This is a genomic window from Streptomyces sp. NRRL F-5650, assembly GCF_000721365.1.
Taxonomy (GTDB): domain Bacteria; phylum Actinomycetota; class Actinomycetes; order Streptomycetales; family Streptomycetaceae; genus Streptomyces; species Streptomyces ardesiacus.
This window is the reverse complement of the sequence record NZ_JOGV01000045.1, coordinates 24823-45928: the sequence shown is the minus strand read 5'-3', so window position 1 is coordinate 45928 and position 21106 is coordinate 24823. Positions and strand designations below refer to the sequence as shown.

23 protein-coding genes are annotated in these 21106 nt (G+C 72.9%); 7 read left to right on the top strand and 16 right to left on the bottom strand.

The annotated features are described in order from the left end of the window. Positions 1-12: 12 nt before the first annotated feature. From IG88_RS0130680 to IG88_RS0130655, 6 genes are all read right to left on the bottom strand, one after another. Positions 13-1770 carry a lysyl oxidase family protein gene (locus tag IG88_RS0130680; RefSeq protein WP_031048305.1) on the bottom strand — a complete coding sequence of 586 codons (1758 nt, stop codon included), beginning with the start codon at positions 1768-1770 and terminating at the stop codon, positions 13-15. Between the two features lie 235 nt (positions 1771-2005). Continuing rightward, complete coding sequence (locus IG88_RS0130675) at positions 2006-2914, bottom strand: class I SAM-dependent methyltransferase (RefSeq protein ID WP_031048303.1); 909 nt, start codon at positions 2912-2914, stop codon at positions 2006-2008. A 49-nt stretch (positions 2915-2963) separates the two neighbouring features. Continuing rightward, a complete protein-coding gene (locus IG88_RS0130670) occupies positions 2964-4067 on the bottom strand; it encodes an alcohol dehydrogenase catalytic domain-containing protein (RefSeq protein WP_031048299.1) in 1104 nt (367 codons plus the stop codon). Between the two features lies 1 nt (position 4068). Then, positions 4069-5472, bottom strand: a complete 1404-nt coding sequence (locus IG88_RS0130665; RefSeq protein WP_031048296.1) for an aldehyde dehydrogenase family protein — start codon at positions 5470-5472, stop codon at positions 4069-4071. A gap of 9 nt (positions 5473-5481) precedes the next feature. Beyond that, positions 5482-6234: a (5-formylfuran-3-yl)methyl phosphate synthase gene (locus IG88_RS0130660; RefSeq protein WP_031048294.1), complete on the bottom strand. Its 753-nt coding sequence runs from the start codon at positions 6232-6234 to the stop codon at positions 5482-5484. A gap of 249 nt (positions 6235-6483) precedes the next feature. Continuing rightward, complete coding sequence (locus tag IG88_RS0130655; RefSeq protein ID WP_031048291.1) at positions 6484-6993, bottom strand: 2'-5' RNA ligase family protein; 510 nt, start codon at positions 6991-6993, stop codon at positions 6484-6486. A gap of 199 nt (positions 6994-7192) precedes the next feature. Between IG88_RS0130655 and IG88_RS0130650 the strand changes: the two genes are divergently transcribed. After that, positions 7193-7909: a VOC family protein gene (locus IG88_RS0130650; protein WP_031048289.1), complete on the top strand. Its 717-nt coding sequence runs from the start codon at positions 7193-7195 to the stop codon at positions 7907-7909. A 37-nt stretch (positions 7910-7946) separates the two neighbouring features. On the opposite strand, the gene IG88_RS0130645 is transcribed toward IG88_RS0130650, so the two are convergent. The 3 genes from IG88_RS0130645 to IG88_RS39240 form a co-directional block, all read right to left on the bottom strand. Further along, the gene (locus IG88_RS0130645; RefSeq protein WP_031048286.1) at positions 7947-8504 is read right to left on the bottom strand and encodes a GNAT family N-acetyltransferase; all 558 of its coding nucleotides are present in this window, start codon (positions 8502-8504) and stop codon (positions 7947-7949) included. Between the two features lie 386 nt (positions 8505-8890). Beyond that, positions 8891-9163, bottom strand: coding sequence for a DUF4190 domain-containing protein (locus tag IG88_RS0130640; RefSeq protein WP_031048283.1), 273 nt, complete (start codon positions 9161-9163; stop codon positions 8891-8893). 197 nt (positions 9164-9360) lie between these two features. Continuing rightward, complete coding sequence (locus tag IG88_RS39240; protein ID WP_234332378.1) at positions 9361-9972, bottom strand: TetR/AcrR family transcriptional regulator; 612 nt, start codon at positions 9970-9972, stop codon at positions 9361-9363. Positions 9973-10018: 46 nt separating this feature from the next. On the opposite strand from IG88_RS39240, the gene IG88_RS0130630 reads away from it, so the two are divergent. Then, positions 10019-10483, top strand: a complete 465-nt coding sequence (locus tag IG88_RS0130630) for an SRPBCC family protein (protein WP_031048279.1) — start codon at positions 10019-10021, stop codon at positions 10481-10483. A 27-nt stretch (positions 10484-10510) separates the two neighbouring features. Here the strand turns inward: IG88_RS0130630 and IG88_RS0130625 are convergent, their stop codons facing one another. Further along, a complete protein-coding gene (locus tag IG88_RS0130625; protein WP_031048276.1) occupies positions 10511-11068 on the bottom strand; it encodes a TetR/AcrR family transcriptional regulator in 558 nt (185 codons plus the stop codon). 82 nt (positions 11069-11150) lie between these two features. Between IG88_RS0130625 and IG88_RS0130620 the strand changes: the two genes are divergently transcribed. Further along, on the top strand, positions 11151-12440 hold the full coding sequence (locus IG88_RS0130620) for an MFS transporter (protein ID WP_324609016.1): 1290 nt from the start codon (positions 11151-11153) through the stop codon (positions 12438-12440). A gap of 111 nt (positions 12441-12551) precedes the next feature. Then, positions 12552-13094 carry an MOSC domain-containing protein gene (locus tag IG88_RS0130615; RefSeq protein ID WP_031048270.1) on the top strand — a complete coding sequence of 181 codons (543 nt, stop codon included), beginning with the start codon at positions 12552-12554 and terminating at the stop codon, positions 13092-13094. A gap of 236 nt (positions 13095-13330) precedes the next feature. On the opposite strand, the gene IG88_RS0130610 is transcribed toward IG88_RS0130615, so the two are convergent. The 6 genes from IG88_RS0130610 to IG88_RS0130585 form a co-directional block, all read right to left on the bottom strand. After that, positions 13331-14134 (bottom strand): SAM-dependent methyltransferase, encoded by an 804-nt coding sequence (locus IG88_RS0130610; RefSeq protein WP_031048268.1) that lies wholly within the window; start codon positions 14132-14134, stop codon positions 13331-13333. 67 nt (positions 14135-14201) lie between these two features. After that, positions 14202-14741, bottom strand: a complete 540-nt coding sequence (locus IG88_RS0130605) for a GNAT family N-acetyltransferase (RefSeq protein ID WP_031048265.1) — start codon at positions 14739-14741, stop codon at positions 14202-14204. A gap of 40 nt (positions 14742-14781) precedes the next feature. Beyond that, a complete protein-coding gene (locus IG88_RS0130600) occupies positions 14782-15615 on the bottom strand; it encodes a PIG-L family deacetylase (RefSeq protein WP_031048261.1) in 834 nt (277 codons plus the stop codon). Between the two features lie 145 nt (positions 15616-15760). Continuing rightward, a complete protein-coding gene (locus IG88_RS0130595) occupies positions 15761-16423 on the bottom strand; it encodes a histidine phosphatase family protein (RefSeq protein ID WP_031048259.1) in 663 nt (220 codons plus the stop codon). Between the two features lie 66 nt (positions 16424-16489). Continuing rightward, positions 16490-17731 carry a D-mannonate dehydratase ManD gene (gene manD, locus IG88_RS0130590; protein WP_031048256.1) on the bottom strand — a complete coding sequence of 414 codons (1242 nt, stop codon included), beginning with the start codon at positions 17729-17731 and terminating at the stop codon, positions 16490-16492. Between the two features lie 820 nt (positions 17732-18551). After that, positions 18552-19232, bottom strand: a complete 681-nt coding sequence (locus IG88_RS0130585; RefSeq protein ID WP_051852130.1) for a hypothetical protein — start codon at positions 19230-19232, stop codon at positions 18552-18554. 128 nt (positions 19233-19360) lie between these two features. Here IG88_RS0130585 and IG88_RS0130580 point away from each other — a divergent pair, with 128 nt between their 5' ends. From IG88_RS0130580 to IG88_RS43890, 3 genes are all read left to right on the top strand, one after another. Next, the gene (locus tag IG88_RS0130580; RefSeq protein WP_031048252.1) at positions 19361-19798 is read left to right on the top strand and encodes an Hsp20/alpha crystallin family protein; all 438 of its coding nucleotides are present in this window, start codon (positions 19361-19363) and stop codon (positions 19796-19798) included. A 158-nt stretch (positions 19799-19956) separates the two neighbouring features. Beyond that, a complete protein-coding gene (locus IG88_RS0130575) occupies positions 19957-20397 on the top strand; it encodes a DUF2267 domain-containing protein (RefSeq protein WP_031048251.1) in 441 nt (146 codons plus the stop codon). 291 nt (positions 20398-20688) lie between these two features. After that, complete coding sequence (locus IG88_RS43890) at positions 20689-20976, top strand: DUF6355 family natural product biosynthesis protein (protein WP_031048248.1); 288 nt, start codon at positions 20689-20691, stop codon at positions 20974-20976. Positions 20977-21106: the final 130 nt, after the last annotated feature.

The window sequence follows — 21106 nt, the reverse complement described above, 5'->3', positions numbered from 1 at the left end:
CCCGGGACGGGGTCAGTTGGCGTTGACCAGGTCGTGGGCCGGCACCGTCACGGTCCGGGCGTCCGGCTTGCCGCCCAGCACGATCTTCCGCAGCGCGCTGTTGTTGCCGAGGTTGGTCTCCTTCAGCCGCTTCTCCGGGTTGGCCAGCACCTGGATGTAGTACGTGCCGTTGGGGACGTCCGTGATGTCGAAGGACTGGCCCGGCAGGTCCTGGGAGTAGGTGTCGCCGGAGCCGACGTCGAGCACCTCGCGGACGGAGATGGAGTTCTCCTCGCCGCAGGCGGTGGACAGGTCGGTGTTGAAGGGGTGCCAGTTGGCGTTCTTCACCGTGTAGTCGATGGCGTCGGTGTTGGCCAGGCAGAAGGCTTCCTTGCCGCTGCGCACGGCCTCCTTCTTGTCGGCCTTCAGCAGCCGGTAGCTGGCGAAGTCGGTGAAGTGCCAGTGCATGTGCCCGGGACGCGGGTCCCATTCCATGGTGCCGGTCGGGGTGTAGCCGACCTGCTTGCCCTTGGCGTCGTAGAAGTACTGGTAGGCGTCCATCTTGGCCTTGCCGGGCGTCCGGAAGCCGTCCACCACCAGTTGCGCCGGACCGGCGTTCCACACGTTGGCGCTGAAGGCGAGGTAGTCCTTGCCGGGGATGTCCTTCTCCCCGTCGGTGACGACGATGCCGTAGGCCGGCAGCGAGCGCAGGTCCGGCTTGGGGACGTCGGGGACGGAGGGGATGCCGGCGGGTCGCTTCGCCAGCGGCTGCAGTGCCAGGGCCTTGCGTGAGCCGTCGGTCTGCCCCCTCTTGTCGCCGACCGGCAGGGAACGCGCGGCCTGCTGCTTCTTCAGGGCCCACGGCAGGGCGGGCGGCGCCGCCTTGAGCGGCCCGTGGCCGGCGTTGTACGAGGGGCCGGCGCCGCTAGTGACCGGCGCGGCGGCCTGGGCGGGGGTCGGGGCGTGCCCGGGCCCGTGGCCCGCGTGCGCGGCCGGGGCCTGGTGGGCGGCCTCGTGACCGGCGTGCCCGCCCGCCGTCGCGGACCGGGCCGCCGCGGACTGGGCCGCCCACTCCTCGTCCTCGTAACTGCGTTCCACGACGGTCACCTTGACGGTGGCGGGCTTGTCGGCGATGCCGAAGAGGTCGCGGTACTTCTTGGCGACCCCGACCTTAGCGGTGTAGGTCCCGGCCGCCAGTGCGACGGGCTCGCTGTAGGAACCCCCGTAGGTGTTGGCCGCCCAGCCCTTCTCGACGCCCCACACCGAGCCGAGGGTGAACGGGTTGGTGGGGCAGCTCTCCGGATACTTCGAGGTGGCGGGCGCGTCGGGGCGTACCCGGCCGCTGGCGTTGTTCGGGCAGAAGTCCTCGGTACGGCCGAGGACCTTCTTGCCCGCCTTGTCGGTGATCGTGATCTCCGCGAAGCCGGGCAGCCCGGAGAAGTCCTTCACCGTGCCCTTCGGCAGGGTCCTGGCCTTGGCCTTGCCGCCCTCGTACACGGTCTGGGTGACGGTCACCGGGTCCTTGTACGACTTCCGGGTCACCTTCAGCTCCAGGGGCCTGCCCTCCGCGGTGAGGTAGGTGCCGAGGTCGAGGTAGACGCCCGGGTCCTCCTTCCAGGAGGTGAGCGTGAGCGAGCCGGTCGCGGCGACGAGGCTCAGCTTCGGCCCCGTCGCCGCCTTCGCCGGTTCCGCGGTGGCGGCCACGAGTGAGCCGGTCACGGCCATGGCGGCGACCGCCGTGGTGCCCACGAGCAGGGGGCGTCGCAGCCGGGTGGTGCGCGTTCTGGTCATCGATCCCTCGTCCTTCGGTGCTTGGGGGGTGCGGTGGGAAGGAAGCAGGCGGGCACTTCTGCTGTGCCCGCGCTGTGAGAGGGAGCGGTCGGACGTCCGGTTGTCCGGAGGGCGGGAAACCGTGGGAGGTTGGCCGGATCGCGGTGTGGTGGACGACATCAGGCTGAAGTCATGGAAAGCGGCCGACGGGTGACGGTCCATGGGGTAGGGAACGACCCCGGGCCGCTCGCGGGCGCTACGGCCGTGGTCTGGCTCCGAACACCCAGCGGTTGCCCCCCAGTGCGTCGTTCTGCTCGGGCAGTGGACCGCGTCCGTGCCGGCGGGTGAAGTCGAAGGGGCTGTGGACCGCCGTCGTCCAGCCCTTGTGCGCCAGGGCGGCCGCGGAGTCGGGTCGCGGTTCCAGGCTGAACAGGCCGAGCAGGTCGATGCCGAGTTGCTGGTGCGTCGCGGTGTAGAGCGGACTGTCGCGGTGTTCCAGCAGGTCCTTGTCGAGCTTGACCTCGTAGGCGAGGGCGCTTCCCCGCGCGCTCAGCCGGTCCACCGCACGTATGAGGTGCGTCTCGGCCGCGCTGGGCAGGTAGAACAGCAGCCCTTCGACCAGCCAGACGGTGGGCGCCGCAGGGTCGAAGCCGGCGTCGGTCAGCGCACCGGCCCAGTCGGCGCGCAGGTCGGCCGGGACCGGGACGCGCCGTGTTCTCGGTGCGGCCGACAGGGCGTCGAGCACCTGGTGCTTGAAGGCCAGCACGCCCTGCCTGTCTATCTCGTAGAGGACGCATCCGGGCGGCCAGTCCAGACGGAAGGCGCGTGTGTCCAGCCCCGCCCCGAGCAGCACCACCTGCCGGGCGCCGCCCGTGTGCAGCGAGTCGAGCAGGAAGTCGTCGAGGACCCTGGTCCGCAGGCCGAAGTAGCGGGCGAACCGCCCCCACAGCGGGTCCGAGTCCCCGTCCGGGACCTGTCGCAGACGGACGGGCCAGCCCGCGGACGCCGGGGCGGCGCGCACGAAGTGCTCGGCGTAGTCGTCCTGGGCCAGGCTGTCGGCCCGGTGGGTCTCGATCGCCCGGGCCGCGGCCACCAGGAGCGCGGTCACACCGACGCCTCCCGCCACGCCTTGCCCGTCGGTGTCTCGCTGTGCGGTGTCGGCCATGTCTTCTCCAGGTCGATGGCAGGTACGGGGCGGCGGCGCGGGCCGGTCGTCAGTCCCGTCGCCCGCCGGGGATCAGGACGGGTTTGACGACGTGGCCCGCGTCGCAGTCGTGCTCGGCCTCGTTGATGTCGGCGAGCGGGTAGGTGCGGATCAGTTGGTCGAAGGGGAACAGCCCGGCCTGCCACAGCGCCGTCAGCCGGGGGATCAGGAGCCCGGGGACCGCGTCCCCCTCGCAGATGTGCACCAGGGCGCGGCCCCGGTCCAGGGTTCCCGGTTCGAGTGGCAGCGCGGTGTGCAGCCGTGCCACCAGACCGAGACGGCCGGTGGGGCGCAGGGACCGGAGCGCCTCGTTGATCAGCCCGGCGGAGGCTGTGGTGTCCAGCGCGCAGGAGGCACCGCCGTCGGTCAGTCGTCGGATGCGTGCGGGCAGGTCGGCCGTCGCGGCGTGCAGCGGGATCGCGCGGAACCGTTCGGCCAGGGCCAGGCGTCCGGGGTGGCGGTCGACGGCCACCACCACCGCCCCGGCCGCCGTGGCCGCCATGACCGCGGCGAGCCCCACGGCGCCCGCGCCGAACACCGCGAGGGTGTCGCCGGGGCCGACGTCGAAGGAGTGGAAGACCGCGCCGGCCCCGGTGAGGAATCCGCAGCCGAGCGGCCCCAGCAGTGCCAGGGGCAGCGCGGGGTCGACGCGCACGGCGTTGCGGGCCGGGACGGTCGCGTACTCGGCGAACGAGGACTGGCCGAACCAGCGGGGGGCCAGCGCCCCTCCGGCCGCGTCGGTCAACCGGGAGGCCTGCCCCTCGCGTCCGCCGAAGAGGTTGAGGGAGGCGAACGAGTCGCAGTGGGCGGGGGCGGCGCCCAGGCAGGCACGGCAGTGGCCACAGGAGTCGAAGCTCAGCACGACGTGGTCGCCGGGGGCCAGGCCCGTGTCCGGACCGCCCGTCTCCACCACGACTCCCGCGCCTTCGTGTCCGAGTACGGCCGGCAGCGGGGAGCGGCCCGCCGAGCGGCGGACCGCGAGGTCGGTCCGGCACATCCCGCAGCCGGCGATCCGCACCACGACCTCCCCCGCGGCGGGACCCTCGTGCTGCGTCACCTCCTCCAGTTCGAACCGGGCCTCGTGGGAGCGCAGTACGGCCGCACGGAACTTCACGTCAGGTCTCCTCCGGGCGGTGCACGACGAAAGGTCTGAGGTTGCCCCGCAGGCCCCACGGCCCGCCCGCGACACCGACGCCGCTCTCCTTGGCGCCCGCGAAGGGCTGGGCGAGGGACAGTTCGGCGTGGTGGTTGATCCATGCCGTCCCGCACTCCAGGCGGTCCGCCACGGCCTCGGCCCGTTCGGGGTCGGCCGACCACACGGAGCCGCCCAGTGCGTAGCGGGTGGCGTTGGCGGCCTCGACGGCGTCGTCCACGCTGTCGTACGGCAGGACGGGCAGGACCGGGCCGAACTGCTCCTCCGTCACCACGGGGCTGTCGGGTGGCACGTCGGCCAGGACGGTGGGTGCGAAGAAGTACCCCGGCAAATCCGGACGGTGGCCTCCGGCGGCGGCCCGCGCACCGGCCGCGAGCGCCTGCGCGGTGCACCGCTCGACCTGGGAGAGCTGGGCGGCGTTGTTCAGCGGTCCCAGGTGGGTGGCCGGGTCGAGCCCCGGTCCGACCACGGCTGTCCTCGCCCGGTGCGCGAGGGCCTCGACCACCTGGGAGTAGAGCCGGACCGGGGCGTAGACGCGCTTGACCGCCATGCAGACCTGGCCGCAGTTGCGGAACGCGGCCCAGAACAGCCGGTCCGCGATCCGCTCCACGTCGACGTCCTCCAGGAGGACGGCCGCGTCGTTGCCGCCCAGCTCCAGGGTGACCCGGGCCAGCGAGGCCGCCGCGCCCGCGGCGACGGCCCGTCCCGTGGGCGCGGAGCCGGTGAAGGTGACGTGGCGGATGCCGGGGTGGGCCACGAGGCGGGCGCCGAGCGGTTCGTGACCGGTGACGATCGTGAGCACGCCCTCGGGCAGCGCACGCGCGACGACGTCCCCGAGCAGCCGCGTGGCGAGGGGTGTGTACGGAGAGGGTTTGAGGATCACCGTGTTGCCCGCGGCGAGTGCCGGCGCGAACTTCGCCGAGGCGAGCTGGAGGGGGAAGTTCCACGGGACGATCGCTGCTACGGGACCCAGTGACCGCCAGCGGACCTCACTGCGCACGGGCCGGCCGTCGGTGATCGGCTGCACGTCCTGGTCCAGCTCGGCGTAGTAGCGCAGCCTCGCGGCCGTACGGGCGACCTCCGCGGACGACTCGGCCAACGGCTTGCCCTGTTCGCGGGTGAGCAGCGGAGCGAGTGCTGCTCCGGCCGCCTCCACCGCGTCGGCCGCCGCGAGCAGCGCGGCGGTACGGGCGGCCCGGTCGGCCCGCCAGCCCCGCCAGGCGGTGTGCGCCCGCTCGACCAGGGCGTCCAGCGCGTCCGGGTGCTGGTCGGGTGCCTCGTCGAAGGCCTCGCCCGTCGCCGGGTCGACGACCGCGAAGCGCCGGTCACGGCCTGCGGACGCTCTTCGGAGCCGTGTTGTCGGCATGCCGGCCGCTCAGTTCGCGGGAGCGGCGGCCGTGTGTGCCCGGACGTGCTGGTCCATCTCCGCCCGGAAGGCGGCCACCAGGTGCGGCCGGATCCGTCCTGAGGTGCGGTCGCCCCCCTCGCAGACCGCGCCGCGCACTCCGACGATGTCGGTCCCGATACGTGCCAGCTCCGCGAGGTCGCCGCTCTTGACACTGCCCGCCAGTGCGGCGAGCAGGCCGGCCTCGTGGGCCTGTCGTACGAAGTCGGCGCAGAGCGGGGGCGGAACGTGGTCGAACAGCCGGGTCCCGTCCTTGACCGCGGTGTCGAGCATGGCGGCGTCGGAGCCGGAACGGCGGGCGATGTCGGGCAGTGCCAACGGGTTGACGCAGCCGATCCGGTGGGCGTCGGCGTAGCCCGACGCGACGACGAACGCGTCCGGACGGAAGTCCTTGACCGCCCGGACGACGCCGCGCATGACCTCGACGGCCTGCTCGGGCGTCGTGCATCCGTAGAGGCCGACCTTGATGTAGGTGGCTCCGGAGACGGCAGCGCCGAGCGCCGCCTGGGCGACCGTGCCGGGCTTGTAGGGGACGTCTCCCACGGTGGCGGACACCGGCGTGTCCGCCGGGACCGCCGCGCGGATCTCCCGGATGACCCACGGGTAGTTGGCCCCGAGGGAGCCTTCGTCGGGCTTCTTGACGTCGACGATGTCGAGGTGCTGGGCCGCCTTCGCGCATTCGAGGGCTTCCTCGACACCGTCCGGAGAGATGAGAAGCAACAAGGTGGGATCCTTCCCCTCCATGGACACCTGCCGGAGCAGGTGTGCGGATCCGCCCGGGTCCCGTGCGGTGGGCTCATCATTTCCGCGGCCGTCGGCGCGTGGCAGGGCGCGCGCAGTGACGCATGGGTCATTGCCCGGACCTTCTCGCGCCCCGCGCAACGCGCCGTCTGCGCGGCGGGCCCGCGGGGCCCGCGGCCGCGCTTCCCGGCGCTGCGCCAGGGAACCCCGGCAGGCTCCGGACGGCACCCTCTAGCGGCGGAGCGGCAGTTCGGCGAGGCCCTGCCAGCCCGTCCGGGTGAGGCCGACCACGTGCACGGTGTTGACCACGGCGGTAATCGGCAACTCGGCGGCGGTGCGCCGGCAGATCTCGGCGGCGGCCCGCGGAGGTGCGTCGAGAGCGACGGTGACGTGCACCGGGGGGCGGGGGCCGAACCGTCCGCCGTAGGGCACCTGCGCCGGGAAGGCCGTACGGACGGCGTCGGCCACCCGGTTCAGCCCGGGGACCGGCACACCGACGAACCCCGCGGTTCGTTCGAGCGCGGCCAGTGTGACGGGCACCGGGCCGGGCGGCAGGGCGGCCCGCAGCCGGTGCAGCTCCGGCTCTCCCACCTCGTCCGCGGGCAGCCAGGGGTAGAGCAGCGCGGCGTGCGCGGGCACGCCCGGCCGTACCACCGACGCGTCCACGGCGGCGGCCAGCCGCAGCAGCGGCTCGGCCTGCGGCAACAGCGCCAACACCGCCGTCGTCCCGGTCCGGGCCACCTCGTCCCCTCCCCGCGTCGCCGTCCGTCCTGTCGCTCCGACCCTACGGCTTGCGGGCGGGAAACTCGGGTGCGGTGGCAGTGCGACCGCCCTAGGCTGCGGCCGTCGGGCGGGCGTACCGCCGCACCGGTCCCCACCCGGGGCCGGCGACATTCCAGGTACGACCGTACGACCGTCATGGATCGAGGGTGCGCCGCGTATGACCAGTCAACTGTCCGCGATCTGCTTCACCACTTCCCTGCCCGCGGAGCTGGCACGGTTCTGGTCCGGTGTACTGGACTGGGAGTCGGCGGCAGGACCGGAGGGGGACGTCGCGCTGCTGCCTCCGGACGGCACCGGGTACCGCATCCGGTTCGTGCCGGGCCTGGCGCCGAAGACGGTCCAGAACCGGGCGCACTTCGACCTCACCAGCACGTCCCCGGAGGACCAGCGGCACACGGTGGCCAGGGCCCTGCGCCTGGGTGGGAAGCACATCGACGTGGGCCAGCGTCCCGAAGAAGGGCACGTGGTGCTCGCCGACCCGGACGGGAACGAGTTCTGCGTCCTGCCCGCGGGCAACGCCTTCCTCGCCGGCATCGGCCCGGTCGGAGCGCTGGCCTGCGACGGCACGCAGGCGGTCGGCTACTTCTGGAGCGAGGCGCTGCGGTGGCCGCTGGTCTGGGACCAGGACCAGGAGACCGCGATCCAGTCACCGGCCGGTGGCACGAAGATCACCTGGGGTGGTCCGCCGGTGGCGCCGCAGACGGGGGCCAACCGGCTCCGTCTCGAACTCGCGGTCCCCGGCGCCGGCTTCGACGCGGAGATCGACCGCCTGCTCGCGCTGGGCGCGACGCGTGCCGGCGATGACAGGACCGGCGACGGGGTGTTCCTCCTCGACCCGGACGCCAACGAGTTCACGCTGCACCCGCTCGGCTGAGGGGTCGCGCACGGGGTGCGTACGGTGTCGTCCCGCTTCACCGCTGCCGTCCCCGGGCCTTCCACTCGGGGGCCAGCACCGCCCAGACCTGCTTGTCGTGGCGCACGCCTTGGTACGGCCACGCCTCGCGCCGCACACCTTCGAGGGTCATGCCGAGCCGCTCGGCCACCGCGGCGCTGCGCGCGTTGTCCGCCCGGCAGTGCCACTCGGCCCGGTGCATGCGCCGGGTGGTGAAGGCCCAGTCCAGCAACTGGCCGCAGGCCCGCGTGATCAGCCCCCGGCCCTCGGCCGACGGCTCCAGCCAGCAGCCGATCTCACAGGTGCCGAAGGCCGCGTCGAACTGGGTGAACATCACGCCGCCGACCAGGACTTGTCCGTCCCAGAGACCGAACAGTCGGGCACCGTCGGCGGCCTGGCGAGCGGCATACCGTTCGAGGGTGGCCCGTGCTCCGTCGGTGTCGTCGGTGACGAAGGCGGGGCCGACCCAGGGACGGATGTGCTCACGGGCCCGGTCCAGGTGAGCCGCGAACTCCTCGGCCTGCCACACCTCCAGTGGACCGAGGCGAACAGAACCGGCCAGTGGCACCGAGAACATGAGGGCCTCCCTGTTCGCACGACAAGCGGGGTGTCAACGTACCGTCGCGGCATGCCACGCACCAAGGGAGATCACGAGGCCGGGTGGCGGGAGGTCTCAGCAGCGGTACGGAAGGTCGTGGCCCCCCGGCGGATCCGCGGGGCCGGCCCTGCGCGCCGTGGCCGCCGAACTCGGTGCTGCCCCCGGCCTGTTGACGCGATGCGTCCCCGTCAATCGCGACCTGGTCACCCACCCACGCCCTCGACCTGCTCGAACAGCGCACCCGGCGGGCCGCGGCGCAGGGACTCGGCGAACTGCCTCCGGGCGGCCCCGCGAACATCGCGGACGGGCCCGCACCGCCTGCGGGAGGCGGTGCGGGCCCGCGGTGCGAGTCCGACCGGACGGTGTCAGCCGAAGTGCCAGGAGAAGGCTCCGCCGTTGTTGGCGGCGACGGCGAACATCACGATCATGAGCACGATGTCGGCCACTCCGAGGCCGAGGGCCCACTTGGCCATGGCCGATCCGGTCTGCCGCAGCGCCACGGCGCCGAAGACGATCGCGAGTGGGCCCAGGACGATCGGCAGGATGAGCAGTCCGACGATGCCGCAGACCAGTCCGGCGATCGCCAGCCCGCTGGTCCTGCCGCCGTTGTGGGTTCCCGTTCTGCTGTAGGTCGACATGCCTTCTCCCGATCTGTCGTAGATCAGCCGGTTTCTCCTTCGATGGCCTTCGAGTTGCCCCTCGGAGCCGTTTCACACCTGCGGCACGGGCTTTCAACGGCGCCTGCCGGTGGTGAAGTCCGCGATTCCCACCCATGCGCTGCGGCTCTGCACGACGAGCCCACCACCGCGTCCCCGCAGCCGGCGGTCCGGTTTTGTCACTCGGAGCCGTAGTACAGCCGGAGGAACTCCTCCATCGCCGCGTCGACACCGGCGCGGTCGCCGGTGGCAAGCAGATCGAGCAGCAGGCCCCGGACGGTGGCGAGGCCCAGCCTGGCCCGGTTCCGCGCCGTGGCGGGCGGCGCCCCGGCCTCGGCCTCGGCCACCGCCAGGGGTTCGAGCCAGGAGTCCACCAGCCCGTCCAGGAACGGGGCCGCCTCGGGCCGGCCACGCAGGGCCTGCGCGCAGATCTCGAAGAAGAGCCGCTCCTGGCCGGCCGTCGCGGGATCCGTCAACTGCCGCCACAGCAACCGTGCGACGTCGGCGGGCGAGCGTCCTGGCTGCGCGCGCAGTCGGAGCAGCAGCTCCCGCTGGCGTCGCTCCGACGCCCGGACGATCTCGACGAGCAGCTGTTCCTTGGAGCCGAAGTAGTGGATCAGCATGCGGTGACTGACCCCGATCGCGGCACCGAGCCGGCGCAGACTCAGGTCGGCGATGCCGTGGGCCACGACGTGGTCCACGGCCGCGTCCACCAGATCTGCGCGCCGGTCGCCTCGCGCACCCTGTCCGACGGCGTCCGGCGCCGCCCCGGAATCGTCCCCTGCCCTCACGTCGCGAGCGTACCAATGGGTACGCATCGCGTGTACCGTGTGGTACATGAAGCCTGTCACCGTGTCGATCGGCGTGCCCCGGACACCCGAGCAGGTCTACGACTTCCTCGACGTCCTGGCGCACCACGAGCGGTTCACGGATCACTACCTGTCCGACTGGGGCTGCGGCGGCCCAGCCCGCGGGGTCGGCTCGCGCGTCACGGTCACCGCCTCACTGGGCGGCACGAAGACCGACGTCGACATCGAGGTCGTCGAGGCCGACGCGCCCCGGCGCATCGTCGAGCGCAACGTCAGCGCGGGCGGCCGGCGGCTGGCCCGGGGGATCTACGTCCTGGAGCCGCTGCGAGGGGGCGGGACACGTGTCTCGTTCACCTACGCATGGGTGCGTGCCCCGCTCTCCGATCGCCTGCTGGCCCCCGTCGTGCGTGCCACGATGCGACGGGCCAACCGTACGGCCATGCGCCGCCTGGCCGCCGAGCTGACCCGCCGCGGGTCCGCCGACGGGAGCTGACGGCGGCGAACTCGTGGCGGGTCCTGTTCAGTGGTGCCGGTCGACGACGGCCCGGACGACGGCGGCGACCTCCTCGCGGTCGGTGGGCCGCAGGTCGACGGAGTTGTGGATGGAGAATCCCTCGACCAGGGCGTCCAGGGCCCGCGCGGTGAGCGGGTCGAAGTGCCTGGCCAGGGAGGATCTGCTGGCCTGCATCCAGGAGCGCATGACGGCGCGCACCTCGGGGTGGCGGGTGGCGAAGGCGTAGAGCTCGTAGCTGAGCAGGAGATTGCGGTCGGTCCCCCAGACCTTGCCGCAGATGATCTCGACGACCGCCTCCTCGGCCTCCTGGCGGGTCCGCGCGGCCTCCAGCAGGGCGCCGTAGCGGGTGGAGACGGTCTCCGCGAGCCGGGTGAAGGCGTCGGTCAGCAGGTGCTGCATGTCGTCGAAGTAGTAGGTCAGTGACCCGAGCGGCACGCCGGCCGCCGCCGCGATCCTGCGGAAGGTCACCTTGAGGGCACCGTGTTCGGCGATGACGTCGAGCGCGGCGTCGAGAATGCGTTCGCGGCGCCGGGGGTCGTTGGGGCCACGGGTGCTGCCAGTCATCGCCGTTGTCCGCCTTGTCTTCTCGCCCGCCGAACCGGTGTGTACATTTGTGCATACTTGGTGGGTGCCGCGGGATCGTCGCCTGCCTGCCCCTCATTGTCTCCAACACCGGCGGAGCCCTTCCTTGACAGACCGCGCTGTGCACCGACGCCGCCGGGCGCTGTATCTCTTCTTCTTCCTCAACGGCACAGCCATGTCCTCCTGGGTCACGCGCACCCCGGACATCCGTGACCAACTGAGTGTGTCCACGGGGCAGATGGGACTGGTGCTGTTCGGTCTGTCCGTCGGCTCGATGACCGGCATCCTCTGTTCCGGCCGTTTCGTGTCGCGGTTCGGGACCAGGCCCGTGACGGCGCTCGCCACCCTGTTCGTCGTCGTGAGCGTGCTCGTCGTCGGCGCGGGCAGCGCCCTCGGCTCCGCGCCCCTGGTCACCGCGGGACTGTGCGTGTTCGGCGTGGGCGTCGGATCGGGCGAGGTGGCGATCAACGTGGACGGTGCCGACGTGGAGCGCATCACCGGTACGACGGTTCTGCCCACGCTGCACGGCTGCTTCAGCCTGGGCACCGTCATCGGCGCGCTGGCCGGCATGGCGGCCACCGCGGCGGCGTTTCCGGCCCACTGGCACCTGCTGGCGGTGGCCGCGGTGACCGCCGCGATCTTCGGGTACGCCATCGGTGCCGTTCCCGCCGGGACCGGGGTCCGGGCCGCGGCGCCCGCTGCGGACTCCCCGCGGCCCGCGGGACCGCAGGTGTGGAAGGACCGGCGGCTCCTGATGATCGGGGCCATCGTCCTGGCCATGGCTCTCGCCGAGGGCGCCGCAAACGACTGGCTGCCGCTGCTCATGGTCGACGGCCACGGTCTCGACGCCGCCGTCGGCTCGCTCGTCTACGTGGGGTTCGCGGCGGCCATGACGCTGGGACGCTTCAGCGGCACGTTCTTCCTCAGCCGTTACAGCCGGGCGGCCGTCGTGCGGGCCAGCGCGGTCTCCGGGGCCGTCGGTCTGTGTCTGGTCATCTTCTCCGACAACACCGTCGTGGCCGCGGCCGCCGTTCTGTTCTGGGGACTGGGCGCCTCCCTGGGCTTCCCGGTGGCCCTGTCGGCGGCGGGCGACTCGGGACCCGACGAGACCGCCCGGGTCGGCCTCGTGGCGACGATCGGCTACATCGCCTTCCTGGTGGGGCCGCCCACCCTCGGCTTCCTGGGCGACCACTACGGACTGCGTCCGGCGATGGTCGTGGTCCTGGCGTTCGTCGCCACGGCCGTCCTCGCGGCCCCGGCCGCCGGTACCCGTGTGTCCCGGCGCGGTGGGGCCGGTGCCGGAGTTCCCGCCGAACTCGCCGTGGAGCGGCCGGGGCAGCGCACCGAGGGGTGACCGCACAACCGGCACCCGCGCCGCCGAAGCCTCCTCGGGAGCAGGCGGTCACCCGCCGGCGAGTTAGGCTCGTGACCGAGCAGTGGTGTCACGCGGGAGGGGATGTCAGAAATGAGCGCGGTGGTCACGGCGGTCAGCAGCAACGGCACGTACTCGTTCACCAAACCGAACCGGGAGAGCATCACGCTGCTCGCCGGACTCGGCGTGGAGGGCGACGTCCACGCCGGTGTGACGGTCAAGCACCGTTCACGGGTCGCGCAGGATCCGACCCAGCCGAACCTGCGCCAGGTCCACCTCATGCACGAGGAACTCTTCGCCGAGGTCGGCGCGGAGGGGTTCGAGGTGACGCCCGGTGACCTCGGTGAGAACATCACCACCCGCGGCATCGATCTGCTGGGCCTGCCGGTCGGCACGGTGCTGCGCGTCGGCGAGGAGGCCGTGCTGGAGGTGACCGGCCTTCGCAACCCCTGCCTGCAGATCGACCACTTCAGGGACGGGCTGCTGAAGCAGGTCGTCGGCCGGGACGAGGCCGGCAACCTCGTGCGCAAGGCCGGAATCATGAGCATCGTGCAGCACGGTGGCACTGTGCGGCCCGGTGACGCGATCACCGTGGAACTCCCCAGCGAGCCGCACCGCCCCCTCGACCGGGTCTGACGGCCCCCGGCCGGGCCGTCAACCCCGACGATCGTCCGGGTCCGGTAGTGCCGTTCGGCCCGTGTCCGCGGCCCGCGGCGCTTCTGCCTTCGGGCTCGCGGGCGCTCCTCTGGTCGTTGTGCTGTTCACGCAGGCGACGGTACGGACGCCGGGCGGCGGCGCGCCACTGCCGGAAGTCCCATGCGCGCCGCCCCGGGCGGGACCGCGCGGTGCGGAGGCCCGGGGCGGACGCGGCTTCAGTTCTTGACGGCGACTCCGCAGACGGACACGTCGGCCGTGGGCTCCTCGGGCCGGTCCGCGTCCGGGCGCCAGGTGGCGGTGGACACGACGCCCGGCTCCACCAGGGTCAGCCCGTCGAAGTAGGCCGCGATGTCCTGCGGGGACCGCAGGTGGTACGTGTTGGCGGACTGCCCGTTGTACGCCTCGACCGCCCTGTTGAGCGCCTCGTTGCCGTCGGTGCCGTCGCTCAGGGCCAGGTAGCTGCCCGGGGGCAGCTCCGACAGCAGCGCGTTCACCAGGTCCCCGGGACGCTCGGCGTCGGAGATCTGCCCCATGATCCCCAGCATGGTCAGGGCGACCGGGCGGCTGAAGTCCAGGGTCTTGGCGGCCTCGGCCAGGATCCGTTGCGGGTCCCGCACATCGGCGTCGATGTAGGCGCAGGCACCCTCCGGGCTGCTGGTGAGCAGGGCCTGGGCGTGGGTGAGGACGAGGGGGTCGTTGTCCACGTACACGATGCGGCTCTCCGGCGCGATGCGCTGGGCCACCTCGTGCGTGTTGTCCGCCGTCGGCAGTCCGGTGCCGATGTCGAGGAACTGGCGGATGCCGGCCTCGCCCGCCAGGAACCGCACCGCGCGGGCCAGGAACCGCCGTTGCACCTGGGCGACGGCGGCGAACTCCGGAAACGTCGTCAGGATGACGTCGCCGGCCGCGCTGTCGACCGGGTAGTTGTCCTTGCCGCCCAGCAGGTAGTTCCAGACACGGGCGGAGTGCGGACGGTCGGTCTGCAGTCTGGCCCTGACTTCTTCACTCGGATGACTCATGGGCAAAGCTTCACACAGAGTTGACCATCTGGGGGTGAAGTGCCGCGCACCCGTACGGCATTGGGGTTCAGTCGGACGGCGCGGCCGGGGGCCGCAGGCCGAGCCACTGCTCGGCGTCCCAGGCCCGGAACCGCTCGACCTCGCCGAACCCCAGCTTCGCGGCGAGGCGCATGGAGGCGGTGTTGGCGGTCTGGGTGGTGAGCACCACCGGCTCGCCGGGAAGGACGCCGTCGAGCCAGTCGAGCGCCGCCGTGCACGCCTCGGCGGCATACCCGCGGCCCCAGGCCCGCGGCAGGAACAGGTAACCGAGGTCGACCATCCCCACGGCTGCCGGGCGTTGGTGCTCCGGCGCCCTCCTGAGCAGGACCTGACCGATCATCGCCCCGTCGAGCTCGACGACGAAGCACCCGGGCCACCGCCCCGGCACGGCGGGCATCTCACGCTCGAGCTCCTCGCGCGGTCGGGGCCCGCCGAGGTAGGTGTGCACCTGCGGCGACGCCAGCAGTTCGACGAACACCGGGCGGTCCCGGACCTCGGACGCACGGAGCAGGAGCCTCCCGGTCCTGATCGGCTCGGGCGGCCAGGCGACGGGCCCCAGGTCTGCCATGCGCGCAGGCTAACAGCCCCGGGACCCCGCCGGCCCGGGATCAACGCAGCCCGGCGAAGAGGTCGGTCTCCGGTACCGCCGCGCCCGTGGTGTCGCGGACGCGGACGAAGGTCTCCAGGCCCATCAGCTCGCCGAACCTCTCCTTGCCCATTCTGAGGAAGAAGATGTTCTCGCCCTGACTGGCGTGCGCGGCCAGCGCGTCGAACTTCTGGCCGCTGAACGCGGTGGTATCGACCCAGGTGGTGATCTCCTCGTCGGGCAGGCCGATCTCCGCCAGGGCGGCGGCCTCGGCGGGGTCCGGCTCCGGCATCTCCTCGCCGAACTCGCGCATGAGCTCGCCGAAACGCCCCGTCATCGAGCGGGGCGCCGTCGTCCAGTACACCTTCGGCGTCGAGTCGGTCAGCTCCAGCGCCGCCATCGTGATGCGGTGTGCCTGGATGTGGTCGGGATGGCCGTAGAAGCCGTTCTCGTCGTAGGTGACGACGACATCGGGCCGGTAGTGCCGCATGAGGTCCGCGAGCCGAGCGGCGCCTTCCGCCACCGGGGTCCGCCAGAAGGAGCCGGGGGCGTCGTTGCTCGGCCAGCCCGCCATCCCGGAGTCGGCGTAGTCCAGCAGTTCGAGGTCGCTCACCTTGAGGACGTCGCAGCTTGCTTGGAGTTCGCGGCGGCGCATCAGGGCGACGGCCGCCGGATCGTGCCCCGGGTCGCCCGGCTTGACACCCCCCGGCCCGTCACCGCACCCGCCGTCGGTACACGTCACCAGCACCGTGCGGATGCCCTCCGCCGCGTAGCGCGCCAGAACACCGCCCGTTCCGGTGGCCTCGTCGTCGGGGTGGGCGTGCACGGCCATGAGCGTCAAGGGTCGGTCCGTCATGAAGATGTTCCTCCTGCAGACATGCGTGTCGATACGGGGGACGCGTACGGCGGGCGTCCGGCTGTGCAACAGCGCGGGCCGTCCCCGCTGTTCCCGGACGGTGCCCTCCCATACGCGGGGTCCGCGGGTGCCTTCCCGCCGTGCGTCAGGGCGTGGACACGGCGGACCCCGTGGGGTCGTCGGGGCCGGGTGTGCGGGGAAGGGGCCCGACGGAGCTGCCCTCCCAGAGCAGGGCCCGCCACCCCTGGTCGGGCGATCCGGTGAGGACGACGATGCCCGTGTTGGCCAGGGGGTGCTCGGCCGCGTAGGCGACGTCCACGTTGTCCGCCCGGGCGGCCACCCACATGCGGATCGCGGCTCCGTGGCTGACCAGCGCCGCCGTCTCCGCACCGTCCCGGTGTGCCTCGGCGACGACGGCGTCGAACCGGCCCAGCGCCTCCACCCCGTTCTCGCCTCCGGGCATACGGAGCCGCACGTCCCCAGCGGACCAGGCGAAGGCGGTGTGCATGTAGAGGTGCGCCGCCTCGTCGTCCCCGCGCATCTCCAGGTCACCGGCGGTCAGTTCCCGGATGCCGGACCGGACCCGCACCTCCAGCCCGGTCGCGGCGGCCAGGGGCGCGGCGGTCAGCTGGGTGCGCACGAGTGTCGACGCGTACAGCGCGTCGATCTCCTCGGCGGCCAGTGCGCCGGGCAGCGCCGCGGCCTGCTCCTGGCCCAGGGAGGTCAGGCCGGGGCCGGGCTCGGCGGTGTCCAGGAGGTGCTTGAGGTTGGACGGGGTCTGGCCGTGCCTGATGAGCAGGAGACGCATGCTGGGGGACTTTCCGGAGGACGACGGGACCTCCCCACTGTGCCACGCCCGGCCCGCGCCCGGGCCTCACCAGTCGTGGACGGTGCCGTCGCGCAGGCGGTTCACGGGCAGGTAGGCGGGCTCGTAGGGGAAGCGGGACGCGGCCTCGTCGTCGAGCTCCACCCCGAGGCCGGGGGCGTCGCCGGGGTGCAGGAGGCCGTCCTCGAAGCGGTAGGAGGTGCGGAACACCTCGAGCGTCTGCGGGGCGTGCCGCATGTACTCCTGGATGCCGAAGTTGTGCACGGCGAGGTCGAGGTGGAGGGCGGCCGCCATGCCCACGGGTGAGATGTCGGTCGGGCCGTGCATGCCGGACCTGACACCGTGGACGGCGGCCATGTCGAGCAGTTTGCGCACGGCCGTGATGCCGCCGGTGTGCGTCACCGCCGAGCGGACGTAGTCGATCAGGCGTTCCTGGAGCAGCGTGGTGTAGTCGTGGACGGAGTTGAACACCTCGCCGATGGCCAGCGGGGTGGTCGTGTGCTCCCGGACCAGCCGCAGTGCGCGCTGGTCCTCGCCGGGGGTCGCGTCCTCCAGCCAGAACAGGTCGTAGGGTTCGAGGTCCTTGCCGAGCCGCGCGGCCTGGATGGGCGTCATGCGGTGGTGCCCGTCGTGCAGCAGCGGAAGCTCCGGGCCGAAGGTGTGCCGTACGGCTTCGAACACGGTGGGCATGTGGCGCAGGTAGGCGCGGGTGTCCCAGGTCTCCTCGGTGGGCCTCGGGTGAGCGGCGCGGGTACGCCGGGCGGGCTCGTAGTCGTAGCGCTCGCCCTCCCCGGCGGCGGAGGCGGCGACGCCGTACACGGAGTCGAGGCCGGGGATGCCGCTCTGGATGCGGACGGCACGGAACCCGTCGGCCAGGTGCTCGCGCACGGAGTCGAGCAGCTCGGGTATGTCCCGGCCGGAGGCGTGCCCGTAGGCCAGCGCGCCCGTGCGGCACGCGCCGCCGAGGAGCTGGTAGACCGGCATGCCCGCCGCCTTGCCCTTGATGTCCCACAGGGCGGTGTCCACGGCGGCGACGGCCGCCATCGTGACCGGGCCCCGGCGCCAGTACGCGCCCCGGTACAGGTACTGCCAGGTGTCCTCGATGGCGTGCGCGTCCCGGCCGAGCAGCAGGGGGGCCACGTGCTCGCGCAGGTAGGCCTCGACGGCCAGCTCACGACCGTTGAGGGTGGCGTCCCCGAGGCCGGTGAGGCCGTCCTCGGTGGTGATGCGCAGGGTGACGAAGTTGCGGCCGGGGCTGGTGACGACGACGTCGGCAGCGGTGATCTTCACGTAGGTCTCGTCCTCGGGGGTCTCGGCGACGGCGGTCGGGGCGGGTGGTGCCGGTCCCGGCCACCCTTTTACGCGGGGCCGCCGCCGTCAACGGGGTGCCTCCGGTCCCGGCTGCCCGTCCGGCCGCACGAGAGGACGCACGAGCAGGGTGCCGCCCTCGGCGGCCGCGGGCGCCCGACGCAGGCCGGTGGGCGGCACGGCCGGCCGGTGGCGATGCGGCCGGCCGTGCCGCGCCGTCAGCAGCGGGGAGACGGCCGGAGTGCGCCGACCAGCCCGGCGGCGGTCTGCGCCCCGAACAGTCGCGCCCCGCCTTCGCAGTCGATGCGTCGCAGCCCGCGGGTGCGGTGAGGACCGAGACAGACCGCTGCGGCGAGGCCGACCGTGTCCCCGCCCGCGACGACGACGTCCGCTACGGCGTCCTGCCAGGCCCGCCGGACGGGCTCCGGCGCCGACGCGCAGGTGAGCGCCGATCAGCAGTACGTCGGCGAGGTCGCTGCCGGGTTGCAGCACCTTGCGGTGGGCGGGGCGGACGGGGCCCGGCCAGAGCGCCGACGTCCACGGCCCCGTCGGCACTGGCGGCGAAGCTGAAGGCCGGCCGGCGCCGACCAGCGGGGAGAGGTGTGGAGGCGTGGAGGCGTGGAGGCGTGGAGGCGTTCGAGGGCGTCGTCGTCCAGGGGCCGGTCGCTGACGATGCGGGGCCGCGGAACTCGGGGTCGACTGCGCCGACGGTGGTGGCCCCGCCGTCACGGCCCGGTGCGCGCAGGTCGCGGTGGCGGGCACCGATGATCGGTGTCCGCCGGAGCCGCCGCCGCGACGCGGTTCACGCCCCCTCCCCCGGCGCCCCCTCCCCCGGCGCCCCGTCGTCCGTGGTCCCCGTGCGCCGGAGCCGGTCGGTGCGCCGGGTGACGGTGTCGACGCGGTCGGCCAGCTCGGGGTGGTGCGCGCCGAGGTGTGCGCGGGCGCCGGAGAGCGGCCCGATGAGACCGGCGGCGTCGTCGCGGCCCAGCGCCTGGACGAGCGGGGCACGGGCATCGGCCGGGAGGCCCGTCAGTGCGGTGATCTGACCGGCGAGTTGGCGCAGGTCCGCGGCGTTGCCACGGGCCCAGGAGGTGACCGCCCGGTCGGCGGCGCGGCGCTCCCGGGTGGCCTGGACGCGCTCCTCCCCGGTGCTGCCGGGGGCGCCGGGCCGCAGGCGCAGGTACCGGCGTTCGGCGGCCTGGCGGCTGGCGACGCCGAGCGGGCGGGCCAGGTCGGCCCAGCTCGCCCCCGCCTCGCGGGCGGTTTCGATCAGTCCCGTCTCCCACCCGGCGAGCTGGTCGCGCACCTCCCGCAGGAGCAGCAGTGCGGCGAGGGCCTGGTCGGGGCTGATCTCGCCGCCGGGCTGTCCGCCCTGCCGCGGTGCCTGGGCGCCGTGGACGGCCTCCTCGATCGCCGCCAGCGCCGCCTGTGCGGCGAGGAAGGACACGGGGCGGGGTGCGGTTTCCCGCGGGTCTTCGGCCATGGTCACCTCCCGACCTTGGCGTCGTCCGACTGACGACGCCAGCAGTTGTCATCGTTTCGATGACATGCTACAAGAAGAAGCAAGAACCAGCGCATGAGCGGAACTGCTCGAACTGGAGGTGTTTCACGATGCTGATGCGCACCGACCCCTTCCGTGAGCTCGACCGGCTCACCCAGCAGTTGCTCCCCGGCACGTCCGGAACCTGGTCGCGGCCGTCGGCGATGCCCATGGACGCCTACCGCGACGGGGACGTGTACGTGATCGCCCTCGACCTCCCCGGTGTCGACCGGGACGCGATCGACATCGACGTCGAGCGGAACATGCTGACGGTCCGGGCCGAGCGCCGTCCCGCGGCCGGCGGCGACGCGGTGCAGATGGAACTCGCGGAACGCTCCTTCGGCGTGTTCTCACGCCAGGTGATGCTCGCGGACACCCTCGACACCGAACACATCAGTGCCGACTACGACGCGGGCGTCCTCACCCTGCGCGTCCCGATCGCCGAGCGGGCCAAGCCGCGCAAGATCTCGATCGGCGCCGGCACGGAGCCCAAGGAGATCTCCGGCTGAGCCGGAGACCGTACCCCCCGGCGGGCCGAGGACGGGACGTCCACGCACCCCCGTCCTCCGCCCGCCCCCCCGGCACGAGACGGGGACGTGCGTTCCCGCAGCCGGCCGACCAGGCCAGGCCATCACCACCCCGCATCCCAGAAAGGCGCCCTTCACCGATGCAGTCCAAGGCGGCGCCGGCGACGGTTCCCACCGAGCCGGCCATGTCGTACGTCCAGATGCTGGAGCAGGTCCGTTACCACGGCGCCTATCCCACCCGGGAGCGGGCCGAGGAGGTCGTCTCCACCGTTCTGGCCGCCCTCGGCCGTCGCATCACCGGCGAGGAACGGGTCGAACTGGCCGCCCGTCTCCCGCGTGAGGCGGCGCGGATCTTCGCCGCCCAGATCCCGGAATCCGATCCGATGACCGGCTGGGGCTTCGTCAGGGACCTCGCCACGCGCACCGGCGGCACCCTCGCCACCACGCGCTGGGACGTCGGCTCGGTCCTGGGCGTCGTCGCCCGCCTCGCCGGCCCCGTCCTGCTCGACCGCGTTCTCGCCCACCTGCCCTCCGGCTACGCGATCCTCTTCGGCCGAGCGGAACTCACCCAGGCGGCCTGACCCCCGCCGCGCCCTCGGCGGGCGCCGGCCCGCGCAACACCGCACGGGCGGGCGCCCGCCGAGGGCGGTGGCGCGATGCACCGGGGATCGCGGGCCACACCGTGCGCGACGAAATCCGCTGAACCGAAGGAGATCAACTGATCGGCGCAACCATGAATCGTTTCGCCGGGTGAACGGTGCCGGCGAGCACCGAACCGGGCGGCGGGAGCTGTGACTCTGGGCGTCGCAACGACAACGGATCGACGAGCACCGGCACTCCGGGCCGGCGATCCCCAACCGCCAGGAGTTCCCTTGTCTCTTCGTCGCATCGTGACCAGCGCCTTCGCCTCGCTCTCGCTGGCACTGGCCTCCGTGGGCGCCCTCGCCCTGAGCGCCGGTCCGGCCGCCGCGAACCCCTGCGGCTTCTACGAGACCTCCTCCGACGCCTACTACAACCACTGCACCTCGGACGGCTCCCACATCGTCATCGAGATCGACGACTGGGGTCCCAACAGCGAGCGATGCGTGGGTCCCGGCGTGACCTGGATCGGTTCCGCCTCCGACATCGACGGCGCCTGGTACACCGGCCGCACCTGCTGAGCCGGAAGGGCCGCCGTGCGGGGAAGAGGTGAAGAATTCCGGCACGGCCCCGGGCCCGGCTCCCGGCGTGGGAAGACTGCAAGCACCCGATCGGCGCCCCGAACAGACGGGGCGCCGACCCACGTTGGGA

Coding starts and splice junctions, on each gene's coding strand:
- IG88_RS0130680 (WP_031048305.1), bottom strand. CDS start 1,770: ATGACCAGAACGCGCACCACCCGGCTGCGACGCCCCCTGCTCGTGGGC.
- IG88_RS0130675 (WP_031048303.1), bottom strand. CDS start 2,914: ATGGCCGACACCGCACAGCGAGACACCGACGGGCAAGGCGTGGCGGGA.
- IG88_RS0130665 (WP_031048296.1), bottom strand. CDS start 5,472: ATGCCGACAACACGGCTCCGAAGAGCGTCCGCAGGCCGTGACCGGCGC.
- IG88_RS0130650 (WP_031048289.1), top strand. CDS start 7,193: ATGACCAGTCAACTGTCCGCGATCTGCTTCACCACTTCCCTGCCCGCG.
- IG88_RS0130645 (WP_031048286.1), bottom strand. CDS start 8,504: ATGTTCTCGGTGCCACTGGCCGGTTCTGTTCGCCTCGGTCCACTGGAG.
- IG88_RS0130640 (WP_031048283.1), bottom strand. CDS start 9,163: ATGTCGACCTACAGCAGAACGGGAACCCACAACGGCGGCAGGACCAGC.
- IG88_RS0130630 (WP_031048279.1), top strand. CDS start 10,019: ATGAAGCCTGTCACCGTGTCGATCGGCGTGCCCCGGACACCCGAGCAG.
- IG88_RS0130625 (WP_031048276.1), bottom strand. CDS start 11,068: ATGACTGGCAGCACCCGTGGCCCCAACGACCCCCGGCGCCGCGAACGC.
- IG88_RS0130615 (WP_031048270.1), top strand. CDS start 12,552: ATGAGCGCGGTGGTCACGGCGGTCAGCAGCAACGGCACGTACTCGTTC.
- IG88_RS0130610 (WP_031048268.1), bottom strand. CDS start 14,134: ATGAGTCATCCGAGTGAAGAAGTCAGGGCCAGACTGCAGACCGACCGT.
- IG88_RS0130605 (WP_031048265.1), bottom strand. CDS start 14,741: ATGGCAGACCTGGGGCCCGTCGCCTGGCCGCCCGAGCCGATCAGGACC.
- IG88_RS0130600 (WP_031048261.1), bottom strand. CDS start 15,615: ATGACGGACCGACCCTTGACGCTCATGGCCGTGCACGCCCACCCCGAC.
- IG88_RS0130595 (WP_031048259.1), bottom strand. CDS start 16,423: ATGCGTCTCCTGCTCATCAGGCACGGCCAGACCCCGTCCAACCTCAAG.
- IG88_RS0130585 (WP_051852130.1), bottom strand. CDS start 19,232: ATGGCCGAAGACCCGCGGGAAACCGCACCCCGCCCCGTGTCCTTCCTC.
- IG88_RS0130580 (WP_031048252.1), top strand. CDS start 19,361: ATGCTGATGCGCACCGACCCCTTCCGTGAGCTCGACCGGCTCACCCAG.
- IG88_RS0130575 (WP_031048251.1), top strand. CDS start 19,957: ATGCAGTCCAAGGCGGCGCCGGCGACGGTTCCCACCGAGCCGGCCATG.